The 19867-nt window shown below is 74.0% G+C and carries 22 protein-coding genes; 17 read left to right on the forward strand and 5 right to left on the reverse strand.

What is annotated here, in order from left to right:
* Together ACRYR2_RS23130 and ACRYR2_RS23135 are read left to right on the forward strand one after the other, a co-directional pair.
* The coding region (locus tag ACRYR2_RS23130; RefSeq protein WP_432565250.1) for an alpha-hydroxy acid oxidase at window positions 1-951 on the forward strand (951 nt) is incomplete at its 5' end.
* Window positions 944-2002: an aminotransferase class I/II-fold pyridoxal phosphate-dependent enzyme gene (locus tag ACRYR2_RS23135; protein WP_432565251.1), complete on the forward strand. Its 1059-nt coding sequence runs from the start codon at window positions 944-946 to the stop codon at window positions 2000-2002. The genes ACRYR2_RS23130 and ACRYR2_RS23135, both read left to right, overlap by 8 nt.
* On the opposite strand, the gene ACRYR2_RS23140 is transcribed toward ACRYR2_RS23135, so the two are convergent.
* Window positions 2003-2587: a hypothetical protein gene (locus ACRYR2_RS23140; RefSeq protein WP_432565252.1), complete on the reverse strand. Its 585-nt coding sequence runs from the start codon at window positions 2585-2587 to the stop codon at window positions 2003-2005.
* A gap of 86 nt (window positions 2588-2673) precedes the next feature.
* Between ACRYR2_RS23140 and ACRYR2_RS23145 the strand changes: the two genes are divergently transcribed.
* Entirely contained in the window at window positions 2674-3756 is a 1083-nt protein-coding gene (locus ACRYR2_RS23145) for a spore photoproduct lyase family protein (protein WP_432565253.1), read from the forward strand.
* Window positions 3757-3777: 21 nt separating this feature from the next.
* Here the strand turns inward: ACRYR2_RS23145 and ACRYR2_RS23150 are convergent, their stop codons facing one another.
* The gene (locus ACRYR2_RS23150) at window positions 3778-4155 is read right to left on the reverse strand and encodes a VOC family protein (RefSeq protein ID WP_432565254.1); all 378 of its coding nucleotides are present in this window, start codon (window positions 4153-4155) and stop codon (window positions 3778-3780) included.
* A gap of 185 nt (window positions 4156-4340) precedes the next feature.
* Here ACRYR2_RS23150 and ACRYR2_RS23155 point away from each other — a divergent pair, with 185 nt between their 5' ends.
* The 4 genes from ACRYR2_RS23155 to ACRYR2_RS23170 are packed head-to-tail and all read left to right on the forward strand — an operon-like array spanning window position 4341 to window position 8377.
* Window positions 4341-5987: a methyl-accepting chemotaxis protein gene (locus ACRYR2_RS23155; protein ID WP_432565255.1), complete on the forward strand. Its 1647-nt coding sequence runs from the start codon at window positions 4341-4343 to the stop codon at window positions 5985-5987.
* Window positions 5988-6003: 16 nt separating this feature from the next.
* Window positions 6004-7083, forward strand: coding sequence for a sugar ABC transporter substrate-binding protein (locus tag ACRYR2_RS23160; protein WP_432565256.1), 1080 nt, complete (start codon window positions 6004-6006; stop codon window positions 7081-7083).
* Window positions 7084-7113: 30 nt separating this feature from the next.
* The gene (locus ACRYR2_RS23165; RefSeq protein ID WP_432565257.1) at window positions 7114-7878 is read left to right on the forward strand and encodes a TetR/AcrR family transcriptional regulator; all 765 of its coding nucleotides are present in this window, start codon (window positions 7114-7116) and stop codon (window positions 7876-7878) included.
* A gap of 37 nt (window positions 7879-7915) precedes the next feature.
* Window positions 7916-8377, forward strand: a complete 462-nt coding sequence (locus ACRYR2_RS23170; RefSeq protein WP_432565258.1) for an OsmC family protein — start codon at window positions 7916-7918, stop codon at window positions 8375-8377.
* A gap of 33 nt (window positions 8378-8410) precedes the next feature.
* Here the strand turns inward: ACRYR2_RS23170 and ACRYR2_RS23175 are convergent, their stop codons facing one another.
* Window positions 8411-9175 carry an IclR family transcriptional regulator gene (locus ACRYR2_RS23175; RefSeq protein ID WP_432565259.1) on the reverse strand — a complete coding sequence of 255 codons (765 nt, stop codon included), beginning with the start codon at window positions 9173-9175 and terminating at the stop codon, window positions 8411-8413.
* Between the two features lie 72 nt (window positions 9176-9247).
* On the opposite strand from ACRYR2_RS23175, the gene hutH reads away from it, so the two are divergent.
* The 10 genes from hutH (at window position 9248) to ACRYR2_RS23225 (ending at window position 18543) form a co-directional block, all read left to right on the forward strand.
* Window positions 9248-10792: a histidine ammonia-lyase gene (gene hutH / locus ACRYR2_RS23180; protein ID WP_432565260.1), complete on the forward strand. Its 1545-nt coding sequence runs from the start codon at window positions 9248-9250 to the stop codon at window positions 10790-10792.
* 11 nt (window positions 10793-10803) lie between these two features.
* On the forward strand, window positions 10804-12459 hold the full coding sequence (hutU, locus tag ACRYR2_RS23185; protein WP_432565261.1) for a urocanate hydratase: 1656 nt from the start codon (window positions 10804-10806) through the stop codon (window positions 12457-12459).
* Complete coding sequence (locus ACRYR2_RS23190; protein WP_432565262.1) at window positions 12447-13751, forward strand: formimidoylglutamate deiminase; 1305 nt, start codon at window positions 12447-12449, stop codon at window positions 13749-13751. Before hutU ends, ACRYR2_RS23190 begins: the two co-directional genes overlap by 13 nt.
* On the forward strand, window positions 13748-14899 hold the full coding sequence (gene hutI / locus ACRYR2_RS23195; protein ID WP_432565263.1) for an imidazolonepropionase: 1152 nt from the start codon (window positions 13748-13750) through the stop codon (window positions 14897-14899). Before ACRYR2_RS23190 ends, hutI begins: the two co-directional genes overlap by 4 nt.
* A gap of 93 nt (window positions 14900-14992) precedes the next feature.
* Window positions 14993-15127 (forward strand): hypothetical protein, encoded by a 135-nt coding sequence (locus ACRYR2_RS23200; RefSeq protein ID WP_432565264.1) that lies wholly within the window; start codon window positions 14993-14995, stop codon window positions 15125-15127.
* 46 nt (window positions 15128-15173) lie between these two features.
* Complete coding sequence (locus ACRYR2_RS23205) at window positions 15174-16088, forward strand: Cof-type HAD-IIB family hydrolase (protein ID WP_432565265.1); 915 nt, start codon at window positions 15174-15176, stop codon at window positions 16086-16088.
* 42 nt (window positions 16089-16130) lie between these two features.
* The gene (locus tag ACRYR2_RS23210; protein WP_432565278.1) at window positions 16131-16922 is read left to right on the forward strand and encodes a thymidylate synthase; all 792 of its coding nucleotides are present in this window, start codon (window positions 16131-16133) and stop codon (window positions 16920-16922) included.
* Window positions 16922-17401 (forward strand): dihydrofolate reductase, encoded by a 480-nt coding sequence (locus ACRYR2_RS23215; protein WP_432565266.1) that lies wholly within the window; start codon window positions 16922-16924, stop codon window positions 17399-17401. Before ACRYR2_RS23210 ends, ACRYR2_RS23215 begins: the two co-directional genes overlap by 1 nt.
* Window positions 17402-17480: 79 nt before the next feature.
* Window positions 17481-17741, forward strand: coding sequence for a hypothetical protein (locus ACRYR2_RS23220; protein ID WP_432565267.1), 261 nt, complete (start codon window positions 17481-17483; stop codon window positions 17739-17741).
* Window positions 17742-17832: 91 nt separating this feature from the next.
* Complete coding sequence (locus ACRYR2_RS23225; protein WP_432565268.1) at window positions 17833-18543, forward strand: DsbA family oxidoreductase; 711 nt, start codon at window positions 17833-17835, stop codon at window positions 18541-18543.
* Between the two features lie 46 nt (window positions 18544-18589).
* Here ACRYR2_RS23225 and ACRYR2_RS23230 read toward each other — a convergent pair whose 3' ends face one another.
* Together ACRYR2_RS23230 and ACRYR2_RS23235 are read right to left on the reverse strand one after the other, a co-directional pair.
* Window positions 18590-19168: a TerD family protein gene (locus tag ACRYR2_RS23230; protein WP_432565269.1), complete on the reverse strand. Its 579-nt coding sequence runs from the start codon at window positions 19166-19168 to the stop codon at window positions 18590-18592.
* A 9-nt stretch (window positions 19169-19177) separates the two neighbouring features.
* Window positions 19178-19807 (reverse strand): TetR/AcrR family transcriptional regulator, encoded by a 630-nt coding sequence (locus ACRYR2_RS23235; RefSeq protein ID WP_432565270.1) that lies wholly within the window; start codon window positions 19805-19807, stop codon window positions 19178-19180.
* Between the last annotated feature and the right edge of the window lie 60 nt (window positions 19808-19867).

Consider the following 19867-nt stretch of genomic DNA (forward strand, 5'->3'; position numbering starts at 1 on the left):
GGGCCCGTCGCGGCGCCGCTGGGCCTGCCCCCCAGCGGTTACACGCGGATGATCGCCGCGCGGGGCGAGCCGGCCGTCGCCGCGGCCGCGGCCGCGGCGGGGCTGCCGTACACGTTGTCCACCATGGCGACGACGTCGCTGGAGGACCTCGCGGCGCAGGTTCCCCACGGCGAGCGCTGGTTCCAGCTGTACGTGTGGAAGGACCGCCGGCTCACCGAGCAGCTCGTGCGCCGCGCTGCCGACGCGGGCTACGGGGTTCTCGAGGTCGCGATCGACACGGCCGTCTCGGGGTACCGCGTGCGGGACGTGCGCAACGGGTTCACCATCCCGCCGGCGCTGACGCTGGGCAGTCTGCTCGACATCGGCACCCGGCCGGCCTACTGGTCCGCCATGCTGCGCAACCCCGCGCTGACGTTCGCGAACGTCAGTTCGGGCGGGACGTCGGGCTACACGATCGAGAACATCACCCAGCAGTTCGACCCCGCCGTCACCTGGGACGACGTGGCCCGCATCCGGGACGTCTGGGGCGGCAAGCTGGTCGTCAAGGGGCCGGTGAGCGCCCGCGACGCCGTGCGTGCCCGCGAACTCGGTCTGGACGGTGTGCACCTGTCCAACCACGGCGGCCGGCAGCTGGACCGGGCCGTCGCCCCGGTCGACCTCGTCGCCGGGGTCCGTGCCGCCGTCGGCGAGGACTTCACCGTCCTGGTCGACTCCGGGGTCCGGCACGGGGCCGACGTCGCGACCGCGATCGCGCTGGGCGCCGACGCCTGTCTCGTCGGCCGGCCCTACCTGTGGGCGTTGGCCGCGGCCGGCGGCGAAGGGGTGTCCCGCGTCCTGCAGCTGCTGACCGACCAGCTGCGCCGGACCCTGCAGCTGCTCGGCGTCACGACCGTCGAGCAGCTGCGCCGGGAAGGACCCGACCTGCTGGTGGAGGAGACCACTCGTGCCTGACCTGCCCACCGCGCGCCCCCGGATCGCGGCACTGCCGGCGTACTCACGAGCCGCCGGGGCCGGTTCGGTGCGCTGGCGCGCCTCCTCCAACGAGTCGACGGTCCCGCCCTCGCCGGCGGTCGTCCAGGCCGTGGCCCGCGTCGGGGCGCAGGCGCACCTGTACCCGACCCTGGCCGGGGACGACCTCGTCGAGGCCATCGCCACCCGGCTGGGGACCTCGCCGGACCAGGTCGTCGTCGGCGGCGGCTCGCTGGCCGTCCTGCAGCTCGCGCTGACGGCGTACACCGGGCCGGGCACGGAGGTCGTGCACGCCTGGCGCAGCTACGAGGCCTACCCGATCCTCATCGGCATCGCCGACGCGCAGCCGGTGCCGGTGCCCCTGGACGGGGAGTTCCGGCACGACGTCGAGGCGATGCTCGCGGCGGTCACCGAGCGGACCTCCGCGGTGCTGGTGTGCGACCCGAACAACCCCACCGGCACGACCCTGCCGCCGCAGCGGCTGGGCGAGCTGGTGGCGGGGGTTCCCTCGAACGTCCTGGTGCTGCTCGACCAGGCCTACTGCGAGTTCGACGAGCAGGACCCGCTGGACGTCGCCGCGCTGGTGGCCGAGCACCCGAACGTCGTGGTGTTCCGCACGTTCTCCAAGGCCTACGGGCTGGCGGGACTGCGGGCCGGGTACGCCGTCGGGTCAGCGGAGGTCGTGGCCCCCGTCCGCAACAGCGCCCCACCGTTCGGCCTGAGCGCCGCCGCCGAGGCCGCTGCGCTCGCGGCCTGGGCGGACGCGGCGCACACGGCCGAGATCGTCGCCACGGTCACCGCCAGCCGCGAGGCGTTCCGCGGGGGCCTGGCCGAGCGCGGTCTGCACACCCCCGACGCCCGCGGCAACTTCGTCTGGCTGCCGGTGGGGGAGCGGGCCACCGAGCTTGAACGGCTGTGCGTGCGGCACGGCGTCTCGGTCCGCGCCTTCGCGGGTGAGGGTGTGCGCGTGACCGTCGGCGATCCCGACGCCGAGGCCGCGGTCCTGGCCGCGGTCGAGGACCTCCTCGGCTGATCAGCGGCGGCCCTCGCGGGAACCGGCGTAGGCCGGTTCCCGCAACCGCCGCCACCGCGGTGACACCTCCAGCCCGGGCACGGCGTGCTGCACGGGTTCGAACGTCAGGGGTTCGTCGTGCGCGCCCGGTGCGAGGTGGAGTTCGGCGAAGGGCCGCCACGGCCCGCGCGGTGCGGCGACCGCGAGCAGGAACCGGCCCCGCACGTACCGCGCGCCCACCAGCACGCGGTCGCCGCCCGGCGTGCGGAACGCCGCGATGCTGGAGTGCACCCCGGAACGCACGTCCCGGCGCGGCCACGGCAGCCGCTTCCCGAGCGTGGTCGACAGCAGCAGGTCCCACGGGTCGCCGTCGGGGGAGTCGACGCGGACCGCCAGCCCGAGCACGTCCGGCCAGGGCGCGGGCAGCCCGGCGCCGCGGGAGAACCGCACGACGACGCGGTCCCGCCCGGGCTCGTCGATCCAGGTGACGCCGGTCGCCGGGTGCAGACCGTGACGGACCAGGGTGCCGGCCCGCACCTGCCCGCGCGGGTGCAGCGCCTTGCCCCCGCGGGCGGCGGCGACGGAGCGGAAGAGGCTGGAGAGCACCCCTCGAGCTTGGCCCGCAGCGGGAGGTGTCGCACGTCACGACGGTCCCGGGATGGGTGCCGGAACCGGGGTCGTTGACCAAGGTGATGGCCACCGTCGCCCCTTCCAAGCCCCTCCTCTGGACTCCCCGCCACGTGCTCGTGACGGCGTCGGCGCAGGCCGAACCGCACGGTCGCGCGATCCTCGACCGGCTGACCGCCGCCGGTGTCGAGGACATCCGCCTGCTGTCCGGCGACCGCCTCCCGCCGCTGCGCGAGGCCGACGAGCGGGCGACGTACGCCCGCGCGAAGAAGACCCTCGCCATCGTCACCAGCGCGGCCTCGAAGCGGCGGCCGACGCCCATCCCGCCGAGCGCGGACTTCTCGTTCCCCCTCGCCGAGGGCTGCCCCGGGCACTGCCAGTACTGCTACCTGGCCGGCTCGCTGACCGGGCCGCCCATCACCCGCGTCTACGCCGACCTGCCGCGCGTCCTGGCCGGGCTCGACGAGGTCGTCGGCACCGGTGGGGTGACCTCCGGCACGCCGGCGCGCGGTCACGAGGGCACGACGTTCGAGGCGTCCTGCTACACCGATCCGCTGGCGCTGGAGCACGTCACCGGTTCGCTGGCCGCGACGATCACCCACTTCGGCACGCACGACTGGCCCGGTCCCGTGCAGCTGCGGCTGACCACCAAGTACGACGACGTCGAGGGCCTGCTGGACCTGCCGCACCACGGCCGGACCCGCATCCGCGCCTCGGTCAACGTCGCCGACGTCGAGCGGTTCGAGGGCGGCGCCGCCCGGGTCGCGGCCCGGCTGCACGCCCTGGGCCGGCTGGCCCGCGCGGGCTACCCCGTCGGGCTGACCATCGCGCCGATCATGCCCGTCGACGACTGGCGGGAGCGGTACGGCGACCTGCTGGACGCCGCCGCGGCCGAGCTCCCGGACGGGGCCGACCTGACGGTGGAGTGCATCACCCACCGGTTCACCCCGAAGAGCAAGGACGTCCAGCTCGGCTGGTACCCGCGCACCAAGCTCGACCTGGAGGAGTCCACCCGCAGCCGCAAGCACGGCAGGTTCGGCGCCGTGAAGTACGTCTACGACAAGGACACGATGCGCGACCTGCGCGGCTGGTTCGAGGCGGCCCTCGCGCAGCGGTTGCCGTCGGCGCGCTACCTGTACTGGACCTGACCCGGCCGGTCGCGGCCGGGGTCAGCCCTGCCAGTCGACCAGCTGCACGATCACCCCGTTGGGGTCGCGGACCTGGAAGGCCCGCTCGCCCCACTCCTCGACGGTCAGCGGCATCGTGATCGCGACGCCCTCGTCCTGCAGCCGGGCCAGTTCACCCTCGAGGTCCTGCACGACGAAGGCGATGATCTGCCCCCGCGCGACCTCGTCGCGCTGGTCCGCGGGAAGTGTCGCCAGCCCCTTGCGCAGGTAGACGAGGTTCACCCCGGCGTCGGGGCGGGACAGGCTGACGAAGCCGTCGGCGGACATGTCGACGGTGAAGCCGAAGTGCTCGGTGAGGAACGTCGCGGAGGCCTGCTCGTCCTCGACGTTCAGGGACAGCGCGGTGGCGGTGATCTGCATGGGCCCCTCTTCTCTGTACGGCGTACGGAGTGAACGCGCGAGCGTGTCGGTGGATTCCCGGCGTGGCCACCGGGCTCGTCCTGGGGCACCGGTCCGATCCCGGGCATCAGGTCGAGACGGGTGGCTGCCGATGGAGGGTCTGCAGGACGCCACGACGGGGGTCCGCAGGTTCCAGAGGAGCACGCATGCCCACGGCATCCGCTACGTCCGCTGCCGAGACCGCAGGGCGGTCGCGGAAGCGGTTCGCCGACCGCTCGGTCGCGACGAAGCTGGGTGCGCTCATCCTCACCTCCACGGTCACGGCCGGAGCCCTCCTCGCCGTCGGCCTGCAGGGCACCGCGGACGTCACGTCGCGCGCGGACGCCATCTACACCGAGAACCTCGTGCCCAGCGCCGCCCTCGGGCAGGTGCGCGCCGCGACCATGCAGGCTCAGCGCGACCTCGCCAACCTCGCCCTGGCCGCGGACCACACCGCCCGCGCCGACCTGCAGGACCGCCTGGCCGCCGACGACGACCGGATCGACGACCGGCTGGCCGACTTCCGCGACGCGACCACCACCGCCGCCCAGCGCAAGCAGGTCGCCGCCTTCGAGGCGTGGTGGAGCGCCTACCGCAGCACCCGGGACAACTTCCTGGTGCCGCTGGCCACCTCAGGCTCCGTCGAGGACCGCGCGGCGTTCCAGACCCTGTACCTGGGCAACGTCGCGATCCTGGCGAAGAACGCCGAGGCCGCCCTCGACGAGCTCGACGCGATGAGCCAGACCTCAGGGTCCGCCTCGCTGGTGGCCGCCCACCACAGCGCCGACCGCGCCCGCCTCGTGCAGGGCGCCGTGGCCACCGGCGGAGTGCTGCTGTCGGTCCTGCTCGCCGTCTGGATCACCCGGCTGGTCGTGCGCCCGCTGCGCCGCGTCGTCGACGTCCTGCACCGCGTCGCCGACGGCGACCTCACCGCACACGTCGACATCGACCAGCGCGACGAGGTCGGCGAGATGGCCGTGGCGCTCGGCACCGCGACCGACAGCATGCGCCGCACCGTCTCCGGCCTGGACGCCGACGCCTCGGCACTGGCCTCGGCGATCGAGCAGCTGCGCTCCAGCAGCCGGCTCATCGCCGACGGCGCGCAAGACGTCTCCGCCCGTGCGGCGACGGTCGCCCAGGCGGCCGGTCAGGTGAGCGTGAACGTCGGTGGCGCCGCGGCCGGCGCGGAGGAGATGGGGTCCTCCATCCGGGAGATCTCCACCAACGCCGCCCGGGCCGCCGAGGTTGCTGGCGACGCCGTCCGCATCGCCCACGAGACCGGCGACACCATGGCCCAGCTCGGCCGCTCCTCCGCCGAAATCGGCGACGTCGTCAAGACGATCACCTCCATCGCGGAGCAGACGAACCTGCTGGCCCTGAACGCCACCATCGAGGCCGCCCGCGCCGGGGACGCCGGCAAGGGCTTCGCCGTCGTGGCCGGCGAGGTCAAGGAACTGAGCTCGCAGACCGCCCGCGCCACCGAGGACATCGCCCGCCGCATCGACGCCATCCAGCGGGACGTGCAGGACGCGGTCGCGGCCATCGGCAGCATCGGCACGGTCGTCGCGGAGATCAGCGATTACCAGGGCACCATCGCCGCCGCCGTCGAGGAACAGGCCGCCACGACGCAGGAGATGGGACGCAGCGTCGCCGACGTCGCGACGGGGGCCGGCGAGATCGCCGCCACGATCGACACGGTGGCCGCGGCCGCCCGCTCCACGGGCCTGGGCGCGGCCGACTCCGACCGGGCCGTCAGCGACCTCGTCGAGATGAGCGCCCGCATGCGCTCCACCGTCGCGAACTTCAGCTACTGACCGGGGAACGAGAACGATGAAGCGCACCACCGCCGGCACCCGCCGCGTCCTGACCGCCGCCGCCGTCGCCGCCCTGACCCTCGGTCTGGGGGCGTGCGGCGGCGACCCGACCGCGGCCCCGGCCGAGGGACCGCACGTCGCCTTCCTCGTGCCGTCCACGTCGCTGCGCTCGCAGACCTACGACGTGCCCAACTTCACCGTCGCCCTGCAGGACCGCTGCCCGACGTGCGTCGTGGACGTGCGGACGGCCGAGGACCAGGCCACCCAGAACGCCCAGGGCCAGGAGGCCGTCCGGGACGGGGCCGCCGCTGTCGTGCTGGTGGCCATCGACGGCTCGCAGGCCGGTGACCTGGTCACCTCGGCCGACGCCGCCGACGTTCCCGTCGTGGCCTACGACCGTCTCGTCAAGGACGTCCCGCTGGACTACTACGTCTCCTTCGACGGCAACGCCGTGGGGACGCTGGGTGCGACGGCCCTCCTGGACTCGATCGGCTCCGACACCGCCGGCGGCGCGGTCGTCATGCTGCAGGGCGATCCGGCCGACAACAACGCCGGCCTCTTCGCCGCCGGCGCGCACTCGGTGCTCGACGGGAAGGTCGAGATCGCCGACGAGCGCTACGTCACCGGCTGGAGCGCGGCCCAGGCCGAGGTGGAGATGACCCAGGCGCTCGCCGCGCTCGGCGGCCGCCGTCTGCTGGGCGTCTACACCGCCTACGACGGCCTGGCCGCCGGCGCCCTGCAGGCCCTGACCAAGGCGGGCTACTCGGGTGTGCCCATCACCGGTCAGGACGCCGAGACCGCCGCCCTCCAGCGGATCCTGTCCGGAACCCAGACGATGACGGTGTTCAAGGACCTGCCCGCCCAGGCCCGCGCCACCGCGACTCTGGTCGCCGACGTGCTGGAGGGCAGGACGCCGGACACCACCGGGACGACCGACAACGGCAGCGGCGCTGTGCCCACGGTGCTGCTCCAGCCGCAGGCCGTCGGCAAGGCCGAGGTCTCCAGCAAGGTGCTGGCCGAGGGCTACACGACGGTCGACGCGCTCTGCGCCGGTGCGGCCAGCACGGTCTGCGCGCAGGCGGGCGTCGCCGGCTGAACCGGTGGCCGCCTGAGCGATGATCGGCGGGTGAGCCCCGACCGCCCCGACGCCGGCGACACGGCGCGCACGCTCGCGCTGCTGTGGCGGGATCCGGCCACGGTGCCGACCAGGGGTCCGCGCCGCACGCACGACCTCGACGGGGTCGTGCGTGCGGCCGTGGCGCTCGCCGACGAGCAGGGCCTGCCCGCGCTGACGGTGCGGCGGGTCGCCGAACGGCTCGGGATCTCGACGATGTCGCTGTACACCTACGTCGCCGACCGCGCCGAGCTCCTCGACCTCATGCTCGACGCCGTCCACCTCGAGGTGCCCCGGTCCGACACGACCGGCCGGCCGTGGCGGGACCGCCTCAGGATGGTTGCCCAAGACAACCGTCGGCTGTTCGAGCGGCACCCCTGGGCCGCTGAGGTCTCCCCCGTCCGCCCCTCCCTCGGCCCGGGCCAGACCGCGAAGTACGAGCACGAGCTCGCCGCCTTCGACGACACGGCGGTGGACGACGTCACCCGCGACGCCTGCCTGACCCACCTGCTCGTCTTCGTGCGCGCCTGCGCCCGCGACGCCGCCGACGCCCGCGCGATCGCCGCCGAGTCCGGCAGCGACGAGGAGTGGTGGGCGGCGGCCGCGCCCCTGCTCGAACGTCACCTCGACCCCGCCCGCTACCCGCGCGCCGTCCGCGTCGGCGCCGCCGCGGGGAAGGCCGCCGGCAGCGCCCACGACCCCGACCGCGCCTACGCCTTCGGCCTCGAGCGCCTCCTCGACGGTTTCGCCGTGCTGCTCGACGGATCGCGCTCATGATGAGGGTTCAACGTTCCGCTCGAACCGAGGAGCTCGCGTGAGCCCGAAGACCGTCCCCTTCGTCGTGGAAGCCCGCGGCGCGGGTGTCGCCCAGGACCTGACCGTCCCCGGCGAGAACCAGCACAGCTTCCAGGCCGACACCTACCCGTCCTTCGGCGGCCAGGACTCCGCACCCAGTCCCCTCAGCTACGCCCTCGGCGCACTGTCCTCGTGCAACCAGGTCACCGGCAGCATCGTCGCGAAGGACCTGGGCGTGCTGCTGGGCAGCTGGACCTTCCACGTCCAGGGCGACCTGAACCCCGCCGTCATCGGCGCGGGCGCGGAGGGCAACGCGAACTTCGACCGCGTCGCCGTGTCGGTGCGCGTCCAGACCGACGCCGACGACGAGACCTTCGCCCGGCTGCGCGATGAGACCGAACGCCGCTGCCCCGTGACCCAGCTGTTCAAGCGCAGCGGCCTGGAGTTCAGCAGCGACTGGGAACGGCTGCCGCTGGCCTGAGCGCCCGGCGACCGCACCTGTTCGGGGCGTGGCTCACGCCCCGAACAACCGCCGCCGCAGCTCCTCCGCGTGCCGCCGCACCGCCTCGGCCAGCTCGGCCCGCCGCGCCTCGTCCACGACGACCGCCTCGAACGTCACCGCCAGGCTCGTCACCGGCCAGCCGCTGCGGTCGGTCACCGCCACCGCCACCGACGCGAAGCCCGGCGTGATGTCGCCGTCCTCGGTCGCGTACCCCCGTGCCCGCGTCGCCACCAGCTCGGAGCGCAGCTGCGCGTACGTGTGCGTCGGACCGCCGCGGTGCGCGAACGCGGAGGCGTCGGGGAACAGCGCCCGCACCTGCTCGCGCGGCAGGGCCGCCAGCATCGCCCGACCGCTGGCCGTCAGGTGCGACGGCAGCCGGACCCCCACGTCCGTCACCAGGGCCGGCCGCCGGGGCGCACGCTCCTCCACGAGGTAGACGACCTCGCGCCCCACCAGCACCGCCAGGTGCGCGCTCTCCCCGATCCGGTCGACCAGCGTCGCGAGCACGGGGCGCCCCAGCCGCGTGACGGGTTCCTGCCGCACGTACCCCGAACTCAGCTCGAACGCGGCGATCCCGAGCCCGTACCGGCGCAGTTCGGGGAAGTGCAGGACGAAACCCTGCTCGGTCAGCTCGGCCAGCAACCGGTACACGCTCGAACGCGGCAGGCCCAGCGAGCGCGCCAGCGTCACCGCCGCGACCGGCCCCTGCTGGGCGGCCATGAACGACAGGATCCGCAACGCCGCCGAAACCGTCGGCGCGGGGTTCGAGGTCACCACCCGGTGAAGTGTCCAGCATCCTGGACAACGACGGTTCACCGGGCGCTGACCGGGGCACGGAACCGGTGTGGGATGGGCGACGTGAAGAACGTCCTGGTCTCGTCCGGCCCCCTCACCGTGGCCGACGTCGTCGCCGTCGCCCGCCACGGCGCGCGGGTCGAGCTCGACCCCGTGGCCCTCGCCGAGGTCGACGCATCCCGCGCCCGCATCCAGGCCCTCGCCGACGACGCCGAACCCCACTACGGCATCTCCACCGGGTTCGGCGCCCTGGCCACCCGGCTCGTTCCCGCGGACCAGCGCACCCAGTTGCAGCGCAGCCTGGTCCGCTCGCACGCCGCGGGATCCGGCCCCGAGGTCGAGACCGAGGTCGTCCGCGCCACGATGCTGCTGCGGCTGTCCACCCTCATGACCGGCCGCACCGGCGTCCGCGCCCGCACCGCGCAGGCGTACGCCGACCTGCTCAACGCCCAGCTCACCCCCGTCGTCACCGAGCACGGCTCGCTGGGCTGCTCCGGCGACCTCGCGCCGCTGGCGCACTGCGCCCTGGCCGTCATGGGCGAAGGCCCGGTGCGGAACGCCGCCGGCGAACTCCTCGACGCCCACCAGGCGCTGGAGGACCACGGGCTGGAACCCGTCGTCCTGGCCGAGAAGGAGGGGCTGGCCCTCATCAACGGCACCGACGGCATGCTCGGCCAGCTCGCCCTCGCCCTGGACACCCTCGACACGTTGTTCGCCACCGCCGACCTCGCCGCCGCGATGAGCGTCGAGGCCCTGCTGGGCACCGACGCGGTCTTCGCCGACGACCTGCAGCGACTGCGCCCCCAGGTCGGCCAGCGCGTCGCGGCGGGGAACATCCGCCGGGCGCTCGCGGGCTCGCCCGTCGTGGCCAGCCACAAGGGCCCGGAGTGCACCCGGGTGCAGGACGCGTACTCGCTGCGCTGCGCCCCGCAGGTCCACGGCGCCGGCCGCGACACCGCCGCCCACGCCCGTGCCGTGGCCGAGCGCGAACTCGCCGCCGCCGTCGACAACCCCGTCGTCACCCTCGACGGCCGGGTCGAGTCGAACGGGAACTTCCACGGCGCACCCGTCGCCTACGTCCTGGACTTCCTGGCCATCGCCGTCGCCGACCTGGCGAGCATCTCCGAACGGCGCACCGACCGGTTCCTGGACCCGGCCCGCAACCACGGCCTGCCGCCGTTCCTGGCCCACGACGCCGGCGTCGACTCCGGGCTGATGATCGCCCAGTACACCGCGGCCGGCATCGTCAGCGAACTCAAGCGCCTGGCCGTGCCCGCCTCGGTGGACTCGATCCCGAGTTCGGCCATGCAGGAGGACCACGTCTCGATGGGCTGGGCCGGGGCGCGCAAACTGCGCCGCGCCCTCGACGGCCTCACCCGGGTCCTGGCCATCGAGGTCCTCACCGCCGCCCGCGGGCTGGACCTGCGCGCACCCCTCGCACCCGGAGCCACCACGGGTGCGGTCCTGCGCACCGTGCGCCGGAGCGTGCCGGGCCCCGGGCCCGACCGCTTCCTCGCCCCCGAGATCGAGGCCGTCGTGGCCCTGGTCGCCTCGGGGGAGATCGTCTCCGCCGCCCGTTCCGTCACCGAAGTGCACTGAGGAGGAACCCGATGTCCGGTCCCCGCCCCGTCCGCGCCCACCGCGGCCGCGAACTGCACGCCAAGAGCTGGCAGACCGAGGCCCCGCTGCGGATGCTCATGAACAACCTCGACGCCGAGGTCGCCGAGCGCCCCGACGACCTCGTCGTCTACGGCGGCACGGGCCGAGCCGCCCGCAGCTGGGAGGCGTACGACGCGATCGTCCGCACCCTCCAGACCCTCAAGGACGACGAGACCCTGCTGGTCCAGTCCGGCAAACCGGTCGGGGTGTTCCGCACCCACGAGTGGGCCCCGCGCGTCCTCATCGCGAACTCCAACCTCGTCGGCGACTGGGCCACCTGGCCGGAGTTCCGCCGGCTGGAGTCGCTCGGCCTCACGATGTACGGCCAGATGACCGCGGGTTCCTGGATCTACATCGGCACCCAGGGCATCCTGCAGGGGACGTACGAGACCTTCGCGGCCGTCGCCGAGAAGAAGTTCGGCGGAACCCTCGCCGGCACGATCACCCTCACCGGCGGCGCCGGTGGCATGGGCGGCGCGCAGCCGCTGGCCGTGACGCTCAACGAAGGGGCCGTGATCGTCGTCGACGTCGACCGCACGCGGCTGCAGCGCCGCGTGGACCACCGGTACCTCGACGAACTGGCCACCGACCTCGACGACGCGCTGGAACGCGTGACGACGGCGCGCGACGAACGCCGCGGGCTCTCGGTGGGTCTGGTCGGCAACGCAGCGACGGTGTTCACCGAACTGCTGGAGCGGGGCGCCCCCATCGACATCGTCACCGACCAGACCTCGGCGCACGACCCGCTGAGCTACCTGCCCGAAGGCGTCCCGGTCGAGGAGTGGCACGAGCTCGCCGCGAAGGACCCGGAGGGTTTCACGCAGAGGTCGCGCGCCTCCATGGCCAAGCACGTCGAAGCCATGGTCGGGTTCCAGGACGCCGGCGCCGAGGTGTTCGACTACGGGAACTCGATCCGCGAGGAGGCCCGCCTCGGCGGCTACGACCGCGCCTTCGAGTTCCCCGGTTTCGTCCCGGCCTACATCCGCCCGCAGTTCGAGCAGGGCCGTGGCCCCTTCCGCTGGGCCGCGCTGTCCGGCGACCCGAAGGACATCGAACGCACCGACCGCGCGATCCTCGAACTGTTCCCGCACGACGACAAGCTCCGCCGCTGGATCACCGCGGCCGGGGAGAAGGTCCACTTCGAGGGCCTGCCCGCGCGCATCTGCTGGCTCGGGTACGGGGAACGCCACCTGGCGGGCCTGAAGTTCAACGAACTCGTCGCGAACGGCGAGATCTCCGCCCCGATCGTCATCGGCCGCGACCACCTCGACTCCGGATCGGTGGCCTCGCCGTACCGCGAGACCGAGGCCATGGCCGACGGTTCGGACGCCATCGCCGACTGGCCGCTGCTCAACGCCCTGCTGAACACCGCCTCCGGGGCGACGTGGGTCTCCCTGCACCACGGTGGCGGCGTCGGCATCGGCCGCTCGATCCACGCCGGCCAGGTCACGGTCGCCGACGGCACCGACCTGGCCGCGGCCAAGATCGAACGCGTCCTGACCAACGACCCCGGCACGGGCGTCGTGCGGCACGTCGACGCCGGGTACGAACGCGCGGCCGAGGTGGCGCGCGAACGCGGACTGCGGGTGCCGATGTGGGAACGGTGATCCACTGCCGGACCGCGTGGCTCGACGGCCGCGCGGTTCCCGACGTCCGGATCGCCACCGACGCCGGCCGCATCACCGGCGTCACCACCGGGCCGGCCGAACCGGGCGACGAACGTCTGAGCGGCCTGGTGTTCCCGGGGTTCGCCAACGCGCACTCGCACGCGTTCCACCGCGGCCTGCGGGGCCGCACCCACGGGAACGGCGGATCGTTCTGGACCTGGCGCACCGCCATGTACGCGCTGGCCGGCCGTCTCACCCCCGAGCACTACCGGGACCTCGCGACCGCCGCGTTCACCGAGATGGTGCTCGCGGGGTGGACGGCCGTGGGCGAGTTCCACTACGTCCACCACCGCCCCGACGGGACGCCGTACGACGACCCGAACGCGTTCGCCCTCGCGCTGCGCGACGCCGCGCGGACGGCCGGGATCCGGCTGGTCCTGCTCGACGCGCTGTACCTGACCTCCGCCCCCGGGGAGCCGCCGCTGCCCGAACAGCGCCGGTTCTCCGACGGGTCCGCGCAGGCCTGGGCCGCACGCGTCCGGCAGATCCCCACCGACGAGTTCTTCCGCGTCGGCGTCGCCGCCCACTCCGTCCGGGCGGTGGGCCCGGCCGACCTGTCCGTCGTCGCCGGGACGGCCTGGGACCTCGGCGTCCCGGTGCACGTGCACCTGTCCGAGCAACCCGCCGAGAACGAGGCCTGCCGGCGCACCTACGGCTGCACGCCGACGGAACTGCTCGACCGCGCCGGCGCGCTGAGCCCGGCGCTGACGGTCGTGCACGCCAGCCACGTCACCGGCGCCGACGTCGCCCTGCTCGGCGCGCGGCAGGCGTCCGTCGCGGCCTGCCCGACCACCGAGGCCGACCTCGGCGACGGGGTCGGCCGCCCCCGCGCGCTCGCCGACGCCGGGACGGTCCTCGCCCTGGGCACCGACCAGCACGCCGTCGTGGACCCGTTCCTGGAGGCCCGGGGACTGGAGGCCGCCGCCCGGCTGGGTTCGCTGGAGCGGGGGGTCTTCGCCCCGGCCGAACTCGTCGCCGCCCTCACCACGGGGGGACACCGCAGCCTCGGGCTCGAGGGTGGTTCGCTCGCCGTGGGCCAGCCCGCCGACCTCGTCGCCGTCCGCACCGACTCCGTCCGCACGGCCGGGTCGGACCCGGCGCAGGTCGTCCTGACCGCCACCGCGCAGGACGTCACCGACGTCGTCGTGGCGGGGGAGTTCCGCGTCCGGGGCGGCGAGCACCAGGCCGTTCCGGAAGCCCGTCTCGTCGAGATCCTCCGGAGCCTCGCGTGAGCACCCTCTACACGGGCATCGCCGAACTCACGACCAACGACCCCGAGTTCGCGGGGGACGACCTCCTCGCCCGGATCCCCGACGCCGCCCTCGTGGTCGAGGACGGCCGTGTCGCGTGGACCGGCCCCGCCGGCAGCGCACCCGCGGCCGACGAGCGCGTCGACGTCGGCGGCCGCGCCGTCCTGCCGGGCTGGGTCGACGCGCACTCCCACCTCGTCTTCGCCGGCGACCGCACCTCCGAGTTCGAGGCACGCATGGCCGGCAGGCCCTACGCCGCGGGCGGCATCGCCACGACCGTCGCCGCGACCCGGGCCGCCACCGACGACGAACTGCGCGCCGGGCTGCGCCGGCACGTCGAGGAGGCCCGCGCCCAGGGCACCACGACGCTCGAGACGAAGACCGGCTACGGCCTCACCCCGGAGCAGGAACTGCGCGCCGCGCGCCTGGCCGCCGAGTTCACCGACGAGGTCACCTGGCTCGGTGCCCACATCGTCGCCCCCGGCGTCGACCCGGGCGACTACCTGACCGAGCTCGTGGGTCCGCAGCTGGACGCCGTGCGGGGGCACGTCCGCTGGGCCGACGTGTTCTGCGAGACCGGCGCCTTCGACGAGGACCAGTCGCGGGCGGTCCTGCGGGCGGCGAGGGCCGCGGGTCTGGGGCTGCGCGTGCACGGCAACCAGCTCACGCAGGGCCCCGGCGTCCGCCTCGCCGTCGAGCTGGACGCGGCCAGCGTCGACCACTGCAACCACCTGAGCGGGGAGGACGTCGAGGCGCTGGCGAGCTCGGCCACCGTCGCGACGGTCCTGCCCGCGTGCGACCTGTCCACCCGCCAGCCGCTGGCCCCGGCGCGCAGGCTCCTCGACGCCGGCGCCCGCATCGCCATCGCCAGCAACTGCAACCCCGGTTCCAGCTACACGAGCTCGGTGGCGTTCTGCGTCGCGACGGCCGTCCTGCAGATGCACCTGACGGTCGCCGAGGCCGTGCACGCCGCGACGTTCGGCGGTGCGCAGGCCCTGCGCCGCACCGACGTCGGCCGCCTCACCGTCGGCGCCCGCGCCGACCTGCACGTCCTGGACGCGCCGTCGGTCACCCACCTCGCCTACCGCCCGGGCGTCCCCCTGACCCACGCCGTCCACCAGCCCCGGTGATCAAGGACTCGACCGCGGCGATCAAGGATTCGATCCCCACCCGGCCGGTCACCGGGCACCCTGGAGGAGCACCCACGAGCGGAGGGAGGGGCCGTGGCCCGTCGACGCGGCCGCAAGCGCAAGGCCGTCCGGGAGACGTTCGAGTCCGCCGACGTCCTGGGCACGCTGTGGGAGGTCGTCACACTCCCGTTCCGGGTGGTGTGGGCGATCGTCCGGGTCTTCGACTGACGGCGGTGTGCACGGTCGGCCGCTGGGCGGATGGGAGGATCGGGGGGTGCAGACCGCCCCCGCCTTCGGCCTCCTCCTCGACGTCGACGGCCCGATCGCCAGCCCGGTGACCCGCTCCATCAGCGCCCCCGGCCTGCTGGACAGCCTCCTGGAGCTGCTGGCCGCCGGGATCCCGGTGGTCTTCAACACGGGCCGCTCCGACGAGTTCCTGCGCGAGCAGGTCGTCGGCCCGGTCCTCGCCGCGGGCCTGCCGGCGGCCGCGCGGCTGCACGCGGTGTGCGAGAAGGGCGCCGTGACCTTCAGCGTCACCGCGCAGGGCATGGGCCCCGTCGAGGTCGACCAGGCCGTCGCCGTCCCGCAGCCCGCCGTCGAACGCCTCGAGGCCCTGGCCCGTGAGCACTTCGGCGACGTCCTGTTCGTCGACGCCGGCAAGCGCGCCATGGTCTCCCTCGAGCAGCGCCTGGACGTCGACTCCGCGACCTACCTGGCCCGCCAGCCCGAGTACGAGAAGGCCGCCCTGGCCGTCTTCGCCGACCTCGACCTCGGCGTCACCTGGAAGGGCGTGGACCAGGCCGACTCGGCCGGCCGCGTCGACTGGCGCATCGACCCCACGATCATCTCCACCGACATCGAGTCGGTGCTGCTCGGCAAGGACCGTGGCGCCGAGATGGCGTTGCGCCTGCTGGCCACCGACGGCCCGATGCCGCTGGCCTGGCGCACGGTCGGCGACTCGCGCACCGACTACGCCATGGCCGACTGGCTGCACGCCCAGGGTCACGTCGTCGCCCACGTCGACGTCCGCCCCGCCGACGGCGTCCCGGCCACCCCGTACCCCGTGCTCGAACCCCGCCGCACCGTCCACGACGAGGCCGGCGCGGCCTGGCTGGCCCGGCTGGTGGCCGTCGTGCGGGGCGAGGCGGCCGACGACGCGGGCTTCGACGACTCCCACGTAGGCTCCTGACCCGTGGCCGACGAGACGATCGACACCCGCACCGACCCCCGGATCGACACCCAGTACGAGGACCTGCTGCGCCACGTCCTCGCGCACGGCACCCCCAAGTCCGACCGCACCGGCACGGGCACCCGCAGCGTCTTCGGCCACCAGATGCGCTACGACCTGTCCGCCGGTTTCCCGCTGGTGACGACCAAGAGGGTGCACTTCAAGTCGGTCGCCCTGGAGCTGCTGTGGTTCCTGCGCGGCGACGGCAACGCCCGCTGGCTGCAGGAGCGCGGCGTGAGCATCTGGGACGAGTGGGCCGACGAGAACGGCGACCTCGGCCCCGTCTACGGCGTCCAGTGGCGGTCCTGGCCGACGCCCGACGGCCGGCACGTCGACCAGGTCAGCGAGGTCCTGCACACGCTGCGGACCAACCCCGACTCGCGCCGGATGCTCGTCTCGGCCTGGAACGTCGCCGAGCTCGACAAGATGGCGCTGGCCCCCTGCCACGCGCTGTTCCAGTTCCACGTCGCCGACGGCAAGCTGTCCTGCCAGCTGTACCAGCGCTCGGCCGACCTGTTCCTCGGCGTTCCCTTCAACATCGCCAGCTACGCCCTGCTGACGATGCTGGTGGCCGCCGAGGTCGGCCTGGAACCCGGCGACTTCATCTGGACCGGCGGCGACTGCCACATCTACGACAACCACGTCGAGCAGGTCACCGAGCAGCTCTCGCGCGCTCCGTACCCGTTCCCGCAGCTGCAGATCCGGCCGAAGGGGCTCTTCGAGCACGAGTTCTCCGACTTCGAGCTGGTGGGCTACCGGCACCACCCGGCGATCAAGGCGCCCGTCGCGGTCTGATGATCGGACTCGTCTGGGCGCAGTCGGCCAACGGCGTCATCGGCCTCGACGGCCGGATCCCGTGGCGGATCCCCGAGGACATGGCCCACTTCGCCGAGCTCACCGGGGGCGGCACGGTCGTCATGGGCCGCGCGACCTGGGAGTCGCTGCCGCCGAAGTTCCGCCCGCTGCCCGGTCGGCGCAACCTGGTGCTGTCGCGCAACCCCGCGTTCGACGCCCCGGGGGCGGAGGTGGTCGCCGACCTCGAGGCCGCGTTGCAGGGTCCCGGGGACGTCTGGGTCATCGGCGGGCACGCCGTCTACCAGGCCGCACTGGCCCACGCCGACGAGCTCGTCGTCACCGAGGTCGACCTCGTCGTCGACGGTGACACCCGTGCGCCCCGGGTCGGCCCGGAGTGGCAGCGCACCGCGGTGGGGGAGTGGCGCACGTCGACCGGGGGCCCGCGCTTCCGCATCGGCACCTGGCACCGCAGGCCGTGATCCTCTTTCGCGACAGCGGATTCCGTGGCACCGTGAGGCATCGAGCCCCCTGAGGGGCTCCCTGCCGGAGGAGGCACGCATGACCCTCTTCGTCTCGCTCGTGGTGATCCTGCTGGTCGCGGCCGTCGTCGGTCGCGTGTGCGCCAAGTCCCGGCCCGGAGACCGCCACGGCTCCTCCGACTCCAGCTGGCCCGCCGTCTTCGGCGGCGAGTTCGGCCGCACCGTCGAACTGCCCGACACCGGACACCACTCCGGCTGGGGGCACGCCCACAGCCACAGCCACAGCCACGACGGTGGCGGCTGGGGCGGCGACTCCAGCGGCGGCGGTGGCGGCGACTGACCCGACCCGCACGTCGTCCACCGTGGGTGCGGGCCCGTTCGGGTGATCCCGGAACACGGCACCGCAGCGGCCGGTTGCCGAGGTCGTGAAGGTGGAGATCTGGTCCGACGTCGTCTGCCCCTGGTGCTACATCGGCAAACGCCGCTTCGAGAGCGCACTGCGCCGGTTCGAGCACGCGGCCGACGTCGAGGTGGAGTGGAAGTCGTTCGAGCTCGACCCGACGGCGGTGACGGTGCACGAGCGGGCCGACGGCCCCAGCGACGCGCACACCCGCAGGCTCGCCGCGAAGTTCGGCCGGCCGGTGGCCGAGGTGCAGCAGGTGGTCGACCACGTCGACGCGACGGCCGCGGCCGAGGGGTTGGAGTTCCACCAGGACGTCTCGGTCCCGGCGAACACCGTCAAGGCTCACCAGCTCATCCACCTCGCGGGTGAGCGGGGCGTGCAGGACGCCGTGGAGGAACGTCTGCTGCGCGCGCACTTCACCGAGGGTGAACCGGTCGGCGACGAGGAGACCCTCGTCCGCCTGGTCGCCGAGGCCGGGCTCGACGCCGACGAGGCGCGCGCCGTGCTGGCGCAGGACCGCTACCTCGACGCCGTCCGCGCCGACGTGGCCGAGGCCGCCGCCCTCGGCGCCCGCGGGGTCCCGTTCTTCGTGGTGGACCGCAGGTACGGCGTCTCCGGCGCGCAGCCGGCCGAGCAGTTCCTGCAGGTCCTGCAGCGCGCCTGGGCCGAGTCGCGCCCGCTCACCCTCGTCGGTGAGGGCGCGGACGGCGCCTGCGGCCCGGACGGCTGCGCGATCTGACGCACGGGTGGGTCAGCGCCGGACGACGGGGCGGATCCCGGCCGCCTCAGGCGACGTCGACCCCGAAGTCCTGCGCGATCCCGAGCAGCCCGTTGGCGTACCCCTGCCCGACGGCGCGGAACTTCCACTCGCCGTTGTAGCGGTAGACCTCGCCGAACACCATGGCCGTCTCGGTCGAGGCGTCCTCGGACAGGTCGTAGCGCACGACCTCGCTGCCGTCGGCGCGGTTCACCAGGCGGATGAACGCGTTGACGACCTGGCCGAAGCTCTGCCGTCGTGCCTGGGCGTCGTGGATGGAGACGGCGAAGACGATCTTCTCGCACTGCGGCGGGACGGCGGTGAGGTCGACCTCGATGACCTCGTCGTCGCCCTCACCCTCGCCGGTCCGGTTGTCCCCGGTGTGCCGCACCGAACCCTCGGGGCTGGCCAGCTGGTTGTAGAAGACGAAGTGCCCGTCCGAGAGCACCTTCCCGCCGGCTCCCAGCATCAGGGCGCTGGCGTCGAGGTCGAAGTCCAGGCCGGTGGTCGTCCGCACGTCCCAGCCGAGCCCGACCTGGGCCTCGGTGAGGTCCGGCGCCACCTTGGCCAGCGAGACGTTTCCACCCTTGGCGAGAGTCACACCCATGGGCCGAACCTAGCCGAGCTCGCTGGAGGTCGCCTGAGCGGCGGCTGGTGCCACGAGTCGTTCCACCAGCAGTTCCACGAGCACCTCGACCGACGGCGCGGGCAGTCCGAACAGCGCCCGCAGGTAGATCGGCGCGACCAGGTGGTCCAGCACGCGGGTGGCGCTCGGTGCCTGCTCGCCGCGGGCCGCGGCCGCCGCGAGGATCGCCTCGGCCTGCGAGCTGCGGCCCGTCAGGCACGCCGAGCAGGCGGAGTCCGGAGCAGCAGGGGCGCTGGAGCCGGCGCGCAGCGCCGGAGGATCGGCGGGACCCGCGGCGACGGCGGCCCGCAGCAGCGCCAGCTCCTCCGGCCGGGCCGCCTCGTCCACCAGGGCCGAACCCCAGGCCCGCAGGTCGCCGGCCAGCGAGCCGGTGCCGGGAACGGCGGCGCTGGTGCCGAACCGCACGAGTGCGGCGTCGGCCAGCAGCCCGTTCACGTCGCCCCAGCGCCGGTACACGCTCGTCGCGTTGACACCCGCGCGGGCGGCGACCTGCGGGACCGTCACGGGTTCGCCCTCGGCCAGCAGTTCCACCACGGCGCGGTGCACCGCCTCGGTGACCTTGGCGCTGCGTCCTCCCGGACGCGCCATCGTCGGCGTCATGGTGGCACCTTAACGCAGTGGGCGTTGCGTTAGTGGCCACCAGGAGGTAGTTTCCTGGAG

This window comes from Kineococcus deserti, from assembly GCF_050871945.1.
GTDB lineage: Bacteria > Actinomycetota > Actinomycetes > Actinomycetales > Kineococcaceae > Kineococcus.